Here is a 12,836-nt window from a genome sequence, read left to right as displayed (position 1 = left end):
TCATGACCAACCCGTCATCCACTTCGGAAGGAGGACCCCACGTGAGCATCGACAGCGTTCTGGAGTCCCTCGCGATCGAACTGCCGTCCTGGGCATTCGGCAACTCCGGCACCCGGTTCAAGGTGTTCGGCACGGCAGGCACCGCCCGCACGGTCCAGGAGAAGATCGCCGACGCGGCCACGGTGCATCGGCTCACCGGCCTGGCACCCAGCGTGGCACTGCACATCCCGTGGGACACGGTCCCGGACTACCGCGAACTCGGCCGGTTCGCGCAGGACCTGGGCGTCCGGCTCGGCACGGTCAACTCCAACACCTTCCAGGACGACGACTACAAGTTCGGCAGCCTGACCCACATCGACAAGCGGATCCGGCAGAAGGCGATCGACCACCACCTCGCCTGCCTGGAGATCATGGAGTCGACCGGCTCGCGGGACCTGAAGATCTGGCTCGCCGACGGCACCAACTATCCGGGCCAGGGCGACATCCGCGCCAGACAGGACCGGCTCGCCGAATCGCTGGCTTCGATCTACCAGCATGTCGGCGCGGACAAGCGGCTCGTGCTGGAGTACAAGTTCTTCGAACCGGCGATGTACATGACCGATGTGCCCGACTGGGGCACCGCCTACAGCCAGGTGAGCGCGCTGGGGGACCGCGCGGTGGTCTGCCTGGACACCGGACACCACGCGCCCGGCACCAATATCGAGTTCATCGTGGCGCAGCTGCTGCGGCTGGGCAAGCTCGGGTCGTTCGACTTCAACTCCCGCTTCTACGCCGACGACGACCTGATCGTCGGCGCCGCCGACCCCTTCCAACTGTTCCGGATCATGTTCGAAGTCCTGCGCGGCGGCGGCCTCGATCCGGCGACCGGTGTCGCGCTGATGCTCGATCAATGCCACAACATCGAGGACAAGATCCCCGGTCAGCTCCGCTCGGTGCTCAACGTGCAGGAGATGACGGCACGCGTGGCGCTCATCGATGTCGGCGCGCTCGCCGCGGCCCAGGAATCCGGCGACGTCCTCGGCGCCAACGCCGTCTTCATGGACGCCTTCTACACCGACGTCCGGCCGCGACTTGCCGCCTGGCGAGGTGAACGCGGCCTGCCCGAGGACCCGATGCGCGCCTACGCCCGCTCCGGGCAGCAGGAACGGCTCGCCGCCGAGCGCACCGGCGGCGCCGCCTCCTGGGGCGCCTGAACACCACCGACTATCGGAAACGAGGAATCACCAGTCATGACCCACCCCACCGTCGCCGAGCTCATCGCCCGGTCGAATCGGCTCGGCGCCGACCCGAAGAACACCAACTACGCGGGCGGCAACACCTCCGCCAAGGGCACCGATACCGACCCGGTGACCGGTGAACCCGTCGAGCTGATGTGGGTCAAGGGCTCCGGTGGCGATCTGGGCACGCTCACCGAAGCGGGCCTGGCCGTGCTGCGGCTGGACCGGCTGCGCGCACTGTCCGGGGTCTACCCGGGCGTCGACCGCGAAGACGACATGGTCGCCGCGTTCGACTACACCCTGCACGGGCGCGGTGGCGCGGCGCCGTCGATCGACACCGCCATGCACGGCCTGGTGGAGGCGGCACATGTGGACCACCTGCATCCGGATTCCGGGATCGCGCTGGCCACCGCGGCCGACGGCCCCGAGCTGACCGAGAAGATCTTCGGTGATCGGGTGGTCTGGGTGCCGTGGCGGCGACCCGGTTTCCAGCTCGGGCTCGATATCGCCGAGATCCGCCGTAGCAACCCGCAGGCCATCGGCACCATCCTCGGCGGGCACGGCATCACCGCGTGGGGCGATACCTCCGCCGAAGCCGAGTCGCACTCGCTCGAGATCATCTCGACCATCGAGCGCTACCTGGCGGCCAACGGCAAGTCCGAGCCGTTCGGGGCCGAGCTGCCCGGCTACGCCGCGCTGCCCGAGGACCAGCGCCGAGCCAAAGCGGCTGCGCTGGCACCGTTCCTGCGCGGGCTGGCCTCCACCGACCGGCGCCAGGTCGGGCACTTCACCGACACCGCGCCGGTGCTCGAATTCCTCTCTCGCGCCGAACATCCGCGACTGGCCGCGCTCGGCACCAGCTGCCCCGATCACTTCCTGCGCACCAAGGTCGCACCGCTGGTGCTCGACCTGCCCGCCGACGCCCCGCTGGCCGACTGCACGGCGCGGCTGACCGAATTGCACGAGACCTACCGTGCCGAATACCGCGCCTACTACGAGCGGCACGCCACCGCCGATTCCCCGGCCCTGCGCGGCGCGGACCCGGCGATCGTGCTGATCCCCGGCGTCGGCATGTTCAGTTACGGCGCGGACAAGCAGACCGCGCGGGTGGCAGGCGAGTTCTACCTCAACGCCGTCAACGTGATGCGTGGCGCCGAATCGGTGTCGCGCTACCAGCCGATCGACGAGTCGGAGAAGTTCCGGATCGAATACTGGGCGCTGGAGGAAGCCAAACTGGCCCGCCGACCCGAGCCGAAGCCGCTGGCCACCCGGATCGCGCTCGTCACCGGCGCGGCCTCCGGCATCGGCAAGGCGATCGCGCAGCGGCTCGCCGCCGAGGGCGCCTGCGTGGTGGTCGCCGACCGCGACGGCGCCGCGGCCACCGAGGTGGCGGCCGAGATCGGCACGGCCGACGTGGCGATCGGTGTCACCGTCGACGTCACCGATGAGGGGCAGGTCAAGGCCGCCGTGGACGCGGCGGTGCTCGCCTTCGGCGGCCTGGACCTGGTGGTCAACAATGCGGGTCTGTCGCTCTCGAAGCCCTTGCTGGAGACCACGGAAGCGGACTGGGACCTGCAGCACGACGTCATGGCCAAGGGCTCGTTCCTGGTGTCCAAGGCGGCGGCGCGCGCGCTGATCGACCAGCGGATGGGCGGCGACATTCTCTACATCTCGTCGAAGAACTCGGTGTTCGCCGGGCCGAGCAATATCGCGTACTCGGCGGCCAAGGCCGACCAGGCGCACCAGGTGCGGTTGCTGGCCGCCGAACTCGGTGAGCACGGTGTGAAGGTCAACGGGATCAACCCCGACGGGGTGGTCCGTGGCTCCGGCATCTTCGCAGGCGGTTGGGGCGCGCAGCGGGCGGCGGTGTACGGCGTCGAGGAAGCCGAACTGGGCGCCTTCTACGCCCAGCGCACCCTTCTCAAGCGGGAGGTACTGCCCGAGCACATCGCCAATGCCGCGTTCGCGCTGTGCAGTGCGGAGTTCTCGCACACCACCGGGTTGCACGTGCCGGTCGACGCCGGGGTCGCCGCGGCGTTCCTGCGATGACCGGCACCGGTGTGGTGGCCGCCGTCGATCTCGGCGCCACCAGCGGACGGGTGATGCTGGCCCGGGTGGGACCCGGCCGGATCTCGATGCGGCAGGTCGTCCGCTTCGCCAACGACCCACTGCCGCTGTGGCACGGCGACCGGGAGGCACTGCACTGGGACCTGCCCGGCCTCTACCGGCACGTCGCGAACGGGCTGGCCGAGGCGAGCCGCCTCGAGCCCGGTCTACTGAGCGCCGGGATCGATTCGTGGGCAGTCGATTACGGTCTGCTCCGCGGCGGCGCACCGTTGAACCTGCCCTATCACTACCGTGACACCCGCACGGCCGACGTTGTCGACGCGGTGCACATGGTCGTGGACCAGGCGGAGCTGTACCGGCGCAACGGTTTACAGTTCCTGCCGTTCAACACCGTGTACCAGCTCGCGGCCGACAAGCTCGCCGGCACACTCGAGGTCGCCGACTCGGCGCTGCTGATCCCGGACCTGCTCGGCTACTGGCTCACCGGCACCGCGGTCACGGAGCGGACCAATGCCTCCACCACCGGCCTGCTCGGCCTCGACGGCGCCTGGGATGTCGAGTTACGGAGGCGTTTGGCGCTGCCGGACCTCTTCCCGGATGTGGTCGAACCAGGTACCCCGCTGGGTCCGGTACTACCGGGTGTGGCCACCGCCTTCGGGCTGGACAGCTCCTTCACGCTGAGTACCGTGGCCTCGCACGACACCGCGTCCGCGGTGGCCGCGGTACCTATGGCACCGGAGTCCGCCGCTTATATCTCCTGTGGCACTTGGGGTTTGGTCGGTATGGAACTGCCCGCGCCCTTGGTCGGGGACGCGGGCCGGTCGGCCAACTTCACCAACGAGGCAGGTCTGGACGGGCGAACTCGGTTCCTGCGCAATGTGATGGGGCTGTGGCTGCTCAGCGAATCCGTGCGGCACTGGCAGCGCACCGACAGCACCGTCGACCTGTCCCGGTTGCTCGCCGCGGCGGCGACCGCCCCCGCACCGGCGGCGGTCTTCGACGTCGATGATCCGCTGTTCCGCGCGCCCGGCGACATCCCCGACCGCATCGCCGCCTGGTACGCGGGCCGAGACCTGCCGGTACCCGATAGTCCGGTGCGGATGGTGCGGGCCATCGTGGAAAGCCTCGCCGTCGCGTTCGCCGCCGGGGTACGCGAGGCCGCGGAGCTGACCGGCGTCGCGGTGCGCACCATTCACCTGGTCGGCGGCGGCGCGCGCAACACCCTGCTGTGCCGACTGGTGGCCGAGCACGCGGGCACGCCGGTGCTGGCGGGACCGGTGGAGGCGACCTCGCTCGGCAACATACTGGTGCAGGCCCGCACCCACGGGCTGCTGCGCGGCGACGTGGACGCACTGCGGGCCGAGGTTCGCACCGCCTTCCCACCACGGCGATACGAGCCACGTACCGAATCCATCGAGAAAGCAGGCTGATGAAACGGCAACTTCCCAAACCCCGCGATCTCGCACCACTGATGCGGTTCAAGAAGCCGCGCCTTGACGCGACAGGGCGCCGCCTCGACGCCGCGCTCACGATCGAGGACCTGCGCCGCATCGCCAAGCGGCGGACACCACGCGCGGCCTTCGACTACACCGACGGCGCCGCCGAGGCCGAGATCTCCCTCGACCGCGCCCGCCAGGCCTTCCTCGACATCGAGTTCCAGCCGGCGATCCTGCGCGATGTGTCCAAGGTGAGCACCGGCTGGGACGTGCTCGGCGGGCCGGTCTCCCTGCCCTTCGGGATCGCCCCCACCGGCTTCACCCGGATGATGCAGACCGAGGGCGAGTACGCCGGTGCGCGGGCCGCGGGCCGGGCGGGCATCCCGTTCTCGCTGTCCACCATGGGCACCGCCTCGATCGAGGACGTGGCCGCGGCGAACCCGCACGGCCGCAACTGGTTTCAGCTCTACATGTGGAAAGACCGCGAGCGATCCATGGCGCTGGTCGAGCGGGCCGCCGCCGCCGGATTCGACACCTTGCTGGTGACAGTGGACGTGCCGGTGGCCGGTGCGCGGTTGCGCGACACCCGCAACGGCATGTCCATCCCGCCCGCGCTCACCCCCGCCACCGTCCTGGACGCGCTGCCGCGGCCGCGCTGGTGGATCGACTTCCTCACCACCGAACCGCTGGCCTTCGCTTCGCTGGACCGCTGGTCCGGCACGGTCGCCGAACTGCTCGACTCCATGTTCGACCCCACCGTGAACTTCGCGGACCTGGCCTGGATCCGCGACCAGTGGCCCGGCAAGGTGGTCGTCAAGGGCATCCAGACCCTGGCCGACGCGCGCGCGGTGGTCGATCTCGGCGTGGACGGCATCGTGCTCTCCAATCATGGTGGCCGCCAACTGGACCGGGCACCGATTCCGTTCCATCTCCTGCCCGAGGTCGCCCGCGAACTGGGCGGAGACACCGAGATCGTCCTCGACACCGGCATCATGTGCGGTGCCGACATCGTGGCCTCGATCGCGCTCGGCGCCCGCTTCACCCTCATCGGCCGCGCCTACCTCTACGGCCTGATGGCAGGCGGCGAGGCCGGCGTGAACCGCGCGGTGGAGATTCTCGCGGGACAGGTGGAGCGCACGATGCGGCTGCTCGGTGTCACCTGCCTGGAGGAGTTGACACCGCGGCACGTGACACAGCTGACCAGGCTTGCTCCCCGGCCCGCGGCCGACCAAGATCGGGGGTGAGCAGCCGGGGCGACGCCCCGACACCGAGGAGGGACAGCGCCAGTGGTGAGCATGCGGGAGGTCGCCGTCGCCGCGTCGGTGTCGGTCGGCACCGTCTCGAATGTGCTCAACTCGCCCGACAAGGTCGCCCCCGCCACGGTGGAACGCGTGCTGGTCGCGATCGAGCGCCTAGGATTCGTCCGCAACGACGCGGCGCGCCAACTCAAAGCGGGACGCTCACGCTGCGTCGGACTAGTGGTGCTCGACATCGGCAACCCCTTCTTCTCCGACGTGGCCCGCGCCGCCCAGGAACGCGCCGCCGAACACGACCTGGTGGTGTTGCTCGGCTCCAGTGACGACGACCCGCACCGGGAGCGGCTCTACCTCGAAACCTTCGACGAGCAAAGGGTTTTCGGCCTCATGATCTCGCCGTCGGGCAACGATCAGGATCGGCTCGCCGCGCTGCGACACCGTGGTGTTCCGGTGGTGCTGGTGGATCGTGACGGGCACGGCACGCCGTTCTCGTCGGTGGCCGTGGACGACGTGGCGGGCGGCGAGTTGGCCGTGCGGCACCTGTGTGCCATCGGTCGCCGCCGGATCGCCGTCGTCGGCGGCCCCGCCTCGCTGTCGCAGATCGCCGATCGGCGCACGGGCGCCCTGCGCGCCGCCGAGCTCTACCCGGGCGCCACCCTCGCGCTCGTCGACACCGCCGCGCCCACGGTTCTCGCCGGTCGCGACGCGGGCGAGCGGATCGTCGCCCTACCCGCCGGGCAACGCCCCGATGCCGTCTTCTGCGTCAACGACCTGCTGGCGATCGGCGTCCTGCAGGCGCTGGCCCTGCACGGTGTCGCGGTGCCCGACGACATCGCGTTGGTCGGGTACGACGACATCGACTTCGCCCGGTCCGCCATCGTGCCGCTCACGTCGGTCCGTCAGCCGCGTGCCGAGATCGGTGCCGCCGCCATCGACCTGCTGATCTCGGCGGCAGCAGGCGAAAAAGGCGCGCCGGAACACATCTGTTATCGCCCGCACCTGGTCGAGCGCGCCTCCACTGTCGGGTGATCGCCAACTCGGCATAAGACTCGGATCGAAGGTTGCATAATCAGGCGGTGCACCTTGGTGATGGTCTGTTCGATCGACGCCTGTCCGACCGTGCGCGTGAGGTGATCCGCCAAGGCGCCGAGATCGCGATCAACGCGCCGGAGGAGTGGCTCGACGAGCTCTACGACGCCACGCTCCGCAAAACCAGCTTGCGCGCCATCGCCGGTGATCCGTTGCTGGCGGAGGCGGTCCGGCGCGTGAACCGGGCGAACCTGCTGCACTGGGCCTCGGCCAACGTGGCCGATCCGGGGATGCCGGTGCCGATCAACCTCGGTGCCGACCAGATCGCGATCGTTCGCGACCTGGTCCGCCGCGGCATGAACGAGGCCGCGTTGCAGGCCTATCGCGTCGGACAGGATGTCGTCTGGCGGCGATGGATGACCATCATCTTCATCCTGACGCCCGACCCGTTCGAGCTGCAGGAGGTCTTCGAGGTCACCGCCGCCTCGATCGCCGCATTCGTGGACGGCACCATCGAGGCGATCACCGAGGTCATCGGTGATGAGCGCGACGCGCTCGCCCACGGCTCGTATGCCGAACGGCGGGAGATGATCTCGCTCATTCTGGAAGGCGAACCGATCAATATCGAGCGTGCGGGAGCCCGACTCGGCTACCGGCTCGACACGACCCACACCGCCGCCATCGCCTGGAGTGACGTTCCCGGTGCCGAACTCGATGAACCGCACCGGGTGACCAGAGCCCTCGCCCAAGCCGCCGGTGCGGCGACGGCACTGAGTCTGCTCGCCAGCGCGGCCACTCTGTGGGTGTGGGTGCCGGGGCCGACCCCGCCCGACGCCGCGGCCCTGACCGAAGCGTTGGACCATATCCCCGGCGTGCGCATCGCCATCGGCTCGACCGGGCGAAACCTCGCGGGTTTCCGGACGAGTCACCTCGACGCCCAGGCCGCGCACCGAATCCTCGCCCGCCCGCACAACACTCGTCGCACGGTCACCTTCGCCGAAGTGCAATTGACGTCGCTGATCACCGAAAACGGCGCTCAGGCAGACCGTTTCATCAAGTACACCCTCGGCGATCTCGAACACGCCGACAGCGAACTGCGTGAATCGGTGCTCGCCTACATCAACGAGCAGTGCAACGCCACGCGCGCGGCTGCGCGGCTGTTCACCCACCGGAATACGATCTTGCGCAGGCTCGCCCGCGCCGACGAGTTGCTGCCGCGCCCACTGGCGGAGAACAGCGTGCACATCGCTGTCGCGCTGGACGCGCTGTTCTGGCGGCAGAACACACCGCAACCGACGTGAGCGAAATCAGCCCGCAGTGCGTACCGGGGTGAGGCGGTGCGTGCCACGCAGGCCCTTGAGGGTCGCGTCACGACCGGCCCCGATGGCGAGATTCGGCGGGCTTCCGATCGCCTCCAGCACCGGCTCGCTGAGCAGGACTTCGCCACCCTCGGCCTGCGCGGTGACGCGCGCGGCCATGGCGACATTGCGTCCGAACAGATCATCGCCCCGGCGGACCGAAGTCCCCATGTGGATACCGATCCGCACCCGGAAATCGGTTTCGGCCCGCGAGGATTCGGCGTCTTTCTGTAGCGCAGCCTGGATGGCGAGCCCGCAGCCCACCGCTTGCTCGGGGTCGGCGAAGGCGATCATGTACCCGTCGCCCTGATTCTTGACCACATGGCCACCGTGGGCCTGCACGCATCGCTCGACGAGGCGGTGGTGGCGGTCGAGCAACTTCACCCAAGCACGGTCGCCCAGGCGCTCGTTGAGCGCGGTCGATTGTTCGATGTCGGAGAACATGATCACGACATTGCCGTCCGGTGTCAGCCTGGCCAGGTCGGGGCGCTCGACCTTGGCCCAGCCCGCGAGGTCTTCGATGGAGGTCAGCACGGCGGCACGAAAACCCTTGGCGCGCACCAGGTCCGCAGCCTGCCAGGCCGTTCGCACCGCTTCGCGCCCGCCTACCATCAACAGTTGCGTGGTCGTCGCCCGACGCGGGGCGAGCCGTTTACGGCGACTGCGGGCCAGCAGGATCGACAGGGTGATCAGGCCGATGGCCTCACCGGCGGCGACGATCGCGAGCAGGGTGATCGCGACTGTGGTCATCGGAGCAACCCTGGCGGAGTAGCGTAGCTGGTCGAACCCTGTAGCGGCTGCGCGCCCGAGCTGTTCACGGCAGAATAGTACACAGACGTTCACTCGAATTCCGAGCGGTATGTTCGATGCATGCCGAGGTAGTCGGAGCTCCCGTCGTGTTCGCACCGCGGTTCGGTGCACAGATGTCAGGCCCGACCGGCGGTCGATGGTGCACAGTGCACTTCTCAAAAATAATTCCGGTGCGAAACGCCATTGGAACGCGAGGTGCGGAGAACGCACGATAGAGCGCACAACACCGGAAGGTAGGTATGTGCGCATGCCGGACAGCGTCCTGTCGGCCCCGATCATGACGATGGCAGGTCGGCCGGTGGTCGACAGTCTCCCTGCGGCGTCCACGATTTCGGGCAGGATCATGAGCCGATTCGTCGTCGACAGCGCACTGTCGGGCCGAGTGCCGCTGGCCGATCTGCGTCGCGATGTCACCGTGATGGTGAAGGCGTGCCTCGAGCTGACCGCCGGACTGCTCACCGGCGCGGACACCACGAAGCCGCTGTCCGATGTGCGCTTCGGCGTGACGGAATGGGCACGCGAAGGCGTCCCCTTCGACGCGATGCAGCAGGCGGTGCGCGCAGGCACCCTGCTGGCGTTCGACCATCTCCTCGCACAGGCCGAACCCGCCGAGGACCACGCGGCCGTGGCCGAGGTGACGCGGGTGTTCTTCGAGCTCTCCAGCCGGCTCGCCACCGCGATGGCACAGGCGTACTCGAACGAGATGCGCACGGCGGGAGACGATTCCGTAGACACTCTGGCCGCGGCGCTCATGGCCGGAAAGGCAACACCGGCCATGGCCAGGGCCTGCGGAGTGCGGCTGGCCGAGGGCTACTTCGTCTTCGCCGTGGCGTTCGTGGCACCCCATGACGAGGGGGAGTCGCGCCGGATCGTCTCCCATCGAACGGTTCGCCGGGTCCGAGCCGAGGTATCGCAGCGGTGCGGTGACCAGGCGTTGATGCAGATGGGTGTCGGCACCGCGACGCTGCTGATTCCGCAGGACCACTTCGATCCCGCGGAGGCGGAACGGTTCGTCGAACACCTTGTCGCCGCGGCGCACACCCGAGTTCGCGCCACGTTCGTGTCGGCGAGCGGCGACGGAATTCCCGAAGCGGTCGAGCGTGTGCACGCGGTGCTCGACATCATGCGGCGCCTGCGCCGAGACGGCCTGGCGCGCTTCGAGGACCTGTCGCTGGAGTATCAACTGTCCAGACCGGGCGCGGCGGGCCACCACCTGACCGCGATGGTGGATCCGCTCGAGGCGCATCCGGTTCTCCTGGAGACATTGAAGGCCTATCTGTCGACCCGCTGCACGCGCCTGCACACCGCGCGCATACTGCACATTCACCCCAACACCGTCGACTATCGGCTGAACAGGATCGCCGAGATCACCGGGTTGGACCCGTTGCACTCGGACGGGGTCTGGCGCCTGCGTTCGGCGCTCGTTGCCCGCACGCTCGGTGTGGGCGAGCAGGAGTCGATCGATCGCGGCGACCCTGATCGGTCCGCACCCGCCGCGCAGGCTTGCTGACCGGACAGCGCCTGCTACAGTCGAAATCAGGCAGCACCTCAGTGGGCTTTACAACCGCTCTGCGGCGACCCAAGCCCGGGTTCTGCGTTCTGAAGGAGTTCTTCCCTTGGACACGGCTTCGTCCGCTGTCCGTCGTTTCACCATCGAGTACCAGCCCGGTTTATTGCTCGATGTCGTGCGACCCCTCCCGACAGCGCGGCCCTTGCCCGCGATCGTGTGGGTGCACGGTGGTGGATGGCGGTTACAAGACCGCAAGGCCAGCCCGGATCTGGTGCGGCATTTCGCCGCCGACGGCTATGTCATGGTCAGCCTGGATTATCGGCTGACCCCGGCGACCGTTCATCCCGGCCAACTGTTCGACGTCCGCCACGCGGTGCGGTGGCTGCGTGCGCACAGCACGGAATTCGGTATCGACCCCGGGAGCATCGGGCTGTGGGGTTCCTCGGCGGGCGGGCATCTGGCCGCGCTCACCGGAGTCCATTCGGAGATCGCGCGACTGCCCGGCGAGGAAGAGACTTCGGTCAGCAGTGCGGTCGCGGCCGTGGTCGATGGTTACGGCCCCGCCGATCTGCCGAGCATGATCGATCTCGCCGGGGAGCGGTTGCCCGGGGAATTCGATTCGCCCGAGGCGGGACTGCTGGGCGGACCGATCCGCGACAATCCGGATGCCGCCGTCTCGGCGAGCCCGGCATTACAGGTGAACGGTGCTGCGCCACCGTTCTTGATCATGCACGGTCTCGCCGACAACATGGTTCCCTACGCTCAGAGCGTGGCTCTGTACCAAGCGTTGGCCGCGCGGGGCAACGACGCCATCCTCTATCTCATCGAGGATTTCGGGCACGGGTTCTTCAACCCCGGTGATGTGCTGGAACTCGGCCCCGATCAGCGTCTCGACCAGGGTCGTCTCGAACGAGACCCCGGGGCGCGCGCCCACATCCAGGCCTCGACCGAGACGGGCGCGCAATTCGCCGACCGGCATCCGTGCGCGTCCTTCTCCGCCATCGAAGACTTCTTCGCCCTGACACTGAAAGCGAGTCGGCCCCGACAATGACGACTTTCGACATTCCGGCTATCGACGAGATGCACACGCTCGCACCGGCCATCGATGCACTGCCCGGGCGCTGTGCCCCGTACTACATGGCCGCCGGTGAAGGTGAGCGCCATGAACTCGGTGGACAGCTGATCACGGTCATCGCCCGCCCGGCCGACACCGGTGGACAATTCGGTGCCGCCTATGTGTTCGGCGGCAAGGGAATCGAGACCCCGTTTCTCTCCCATGACCGCGAGCATCGGTTCCTGCACGTCACCGACGGCGCGCTCCAGGTGTGGCTACCGGGGGAGACGCGCCATCTCGTTCCCGGCGATTCCGTGGCCGTCCCGCCCGGAATTCCGTACGCCTATCGCATGCTCGCGCACCGCACCCGGTTCCTGAGCTGGCTCACGATCGGTGACGGACACCGGTTCGCGCAGTCGACCGGCCGCGAGACCACCTCCCATGTCTTCGATATCACCGCGGCCGTGACGATCTCGTCGACGCGACAATCGGAATTGGCGGTCGAGTTCGGGGTACGGATTCACGATCTGGAAAAGCGCGACCTACCACCGCGCCCCGCGGCGACACTGCCGATGAGCGAGTCGCCCTATGTGCTCGAAGCCGGCGAAGGCGACCGGTGGGCGAGCATGGATCAACTCAATTCCTACCTGGCGCGACCACGCAATACCGGCGGAACCTATTTCGCCATGCACACCAGCGGTGGCAAGAGCTCCTATATCCCGCGGCATTTCCACCGTCAGCACACCGAGAACTTCCTCTGTCTCGAAGGACGAATCCTGTTGCACGCCAACGGGAAAGAGATGCTGCTGACCAAGGGTGATTTCCTGCACGCGCCCGCGGGCACGGTGCACAGCTTCGCCTTCGACAGCCACAACACCCAGATGCTCGGTCTGCTCACCACCGATGTGTTCGAGAAGTTCTTCGAGTACATGAACACACCCACACAGGCGCACATCCACACCGAGGGTGGCGATATGAGCTTCCCGGTCGAGGGTTTCGCCCGCGCCCGGGCCGAGCTCGACCTCGAGGTCGTCGGTCCGCCGCCGCAGCGAGGCGCGGGCGAGTGAGGCAGTGGTGGGGCGGCTGATCGGCGGGCGTC

At 68.3% G+C, this 12,836-nt stretch carries 10 protein-coding genes; 9 read left to right on the top strand and 1 reads right to left on the bottom strand.

Translation table 11 applies throughout. The features are described from left to right. Positions 1–2: 2 nt before the first annotated feature. Genes rhaI through ACLJPD_RS27255 form a run of 6 tightly spaced genes read left to right on the top strand, consistent with a single transcriptional unit; the run spans position 3 to position 8,306 of the window. A complete protein-coding gene (gene rhaI, locus ACLJPD_RS27280; RefSeq protein ID WP_410875991.1) occupies positions 3–1,193 on the top strand; it encodes an L-rhamnose isomerase in 1,191 nt (396 codons plus the stop codon). A 36-nt stretch (positions 1,194–1,229) separates the two neighbouring features. Continuing rightward, positions 1,230–3,266, top strand: a complete 2,037-nt coding sequence (locus tag ACLJPD_RS27275) for a bifunctional aldolase/short-chain dehydrogenase (protein ID WP_410875989.1) — start codon at positions 1,230–1,232, stop codon at positions 3,264–3,266. Further along, complete coding sequence (locus ACLJPD_RS27270; RefSeq protein WP_410875987.1) at positions 3,263–4,714, top strand: rhamnulokinase; 1,452 nt, start codon at positions 3,263–3,265, stop codon at positions 4,712–4,714. The genes ACLJPD_RS27275 and ACLJPD_RS27270 overlap by 4 nt, the downstream gene beginning before the upstream one ends. Beyond that, entirely contained in the window at positions 4,714–5,964 is a 1,251-nt protein-coding gene (locus ACLJPD_RS27265; RefSeq protein ID WP_410875985.1) for an alpha-hydroxy-acid oxidizing protein, read from the top strand. Before ACLJPD_RS27270 ends, ACLJPD_RS27265 begins: the two co-directional genes overlap by 1 nt. A gap of 51 nt (positions 5,965–6,015) precedes the next feature. Further along, positions 6,016–7,005, top strand: coding sequence for a LacI family DNA-binding transcriptional regulator (locus tag ACLJPD_RS27260; RefSeq protein WP_410876325.1), 990 nt, complete (start codon positions 6,016–6,018; stop codon positions 7,003–7,005). Positions 7,006–7,052: 47 nt separating this feature from the next. Then, entirely contained in the window at positions 7,053–8,306 is a 1,254-nt protein-coding gene (locus ACLJPD_RS27255) for a PucR family transcriptional regulator (protein WP_410875984.1), read from the top strand. A 6-nt stretch (positions 8,307–8,312) separates the two neighbouring features. Here the strand turns inward: ACLJPD_RS27255 and ACLJPD_RS27250 are convergent, their stop codons facing one another. Next, positions 8,313–9,113, bottom strand: a complete 801-nt coding sequence (locus ACLJPD_RS27250) for an adenylate/guanylate cyclase domain-containing protein (protein WP_410875982.1) — start codon at positions 9,111–9,113, stop codon at positions 8,313–8,315. A gap of 307 nt (positions 9,114–9,420) precedes the next feature. Between ACLJPD_RS27250 and ACLJPD_RS27245 the strand changes: the two genes are divergently transcribed. From ACLJPD_RS27245 to ACLJPD_RS27235, 3 genes are all read left to right on the top strand, one after another. Next, positions 9,421–10,683 (top strand): PucR family transcriptional regulator, encoded by a 1,263-nt coding sequence (locus ACLJPD_RS27245; RefSeq protein WP_410875980.1) that lies wholly within the window; start codon positions 9,421–9,423, stop codon positions 10,681–10,683. A 106-nt stretch (positions 10,684–10,789) separates the two neighbouring features. After that, positions 10,790–11,734: an alpha/beta hydrolase fold domain-containing protein gene (locus ACLJPD_RS27240; RefSeq protein ID WP_410875978.1), complete on the top strand. Its 945-nt coding sequence runs from the start codon at positions 10,790–10,792 to the stop codon at positions 11,732–11,734. Then, on the top strand, positions 11,731–12,804 hold the full coding sequence (locus tag ACLJPD_RS27235; protein ID WP_410875976.1) for a quercetin 2,3-dioxygenase: 1,074 nt from the start codon (positions 11,731–11,733) through the stop codon (positions 12,802–12,804). Before ACLJPD_RS27240 ends, ACLJPD_RS27235 begins: the two co-directional genes overlap by 4 nt. The last annotated feature ends 32 nt before the right edge of the window (positions 12,805–12,836 follow it).

Origin of the sequence: Nocardia sp. A7, assembly GCF_046549215.1 — a bacterium.
Classification (GTDB): domain Bacteria; phylum Actinomycetota; class Actinomycetes; order Mycobacteriales; family Mycobacteriaceae; genus Nocardia.
Note: the sequence above shows the minus strand (reverse complement) of the source record. Positions and strands in the feature narration are given on the sequence as shown.

Coding starts and splice junctions, on each gene's coding strand:
- rhaI (WP_410875991.1), top strand. CDS start 3: ATGACCAACCCGTCATCCACTTCGGAAGGAGGACCCCACGTGAGCATC.
- ACLJPD_RS27275 (WP_410875989.1), top strand. CDS start 1,230: ATGACCCACCCCACCGTCGCCGAGCTCATCGCCCGGTCGAATCGGCTC.
- ACLJPD_RS27270 (WP_410875987.1), top strand. CDS start 3,263: ATGACCGGCACCGGTGTGGTGGCCGCCGTCGATCTCGGCGCCACCAGC.
- ACLJPD_RS27265 (WP_410875985.1), top strand. CDS start 4,714: ATGAAACGGCAACTTCCCAAACCCCGCGATCTCGCACCACTGATGCGG.
- ACLJPD_RS27260 (WP_410876325.1), top strand. CDS start 6,016: ATGCGGGAGGTCGCCGTCGCCGCGTCGGTGTCGGTCGGCACCGTCTCG.
- ACLJPD_RS27250 (WP_410875982.1), bottom strand. CDS start 9,113: ATGACCACAGTCGCGATCACCCTGCTCGCGATCGTCGCCGCCGGTGAG.
- ACLJPD_RS27245 (WP_410875980.1), top strand. CDS start 9,421: ATGCCGGACAGCGTCCTGTCGGCCCCGATCATGACGATGGCAGGTCGG.
- ACLJPD_RS27235 (WP_410875976.1), top strand. CDS start 11,731: ATGACGACTTTCGACATTCCGGCTATCGACGAGATGCACACGCTCGCA.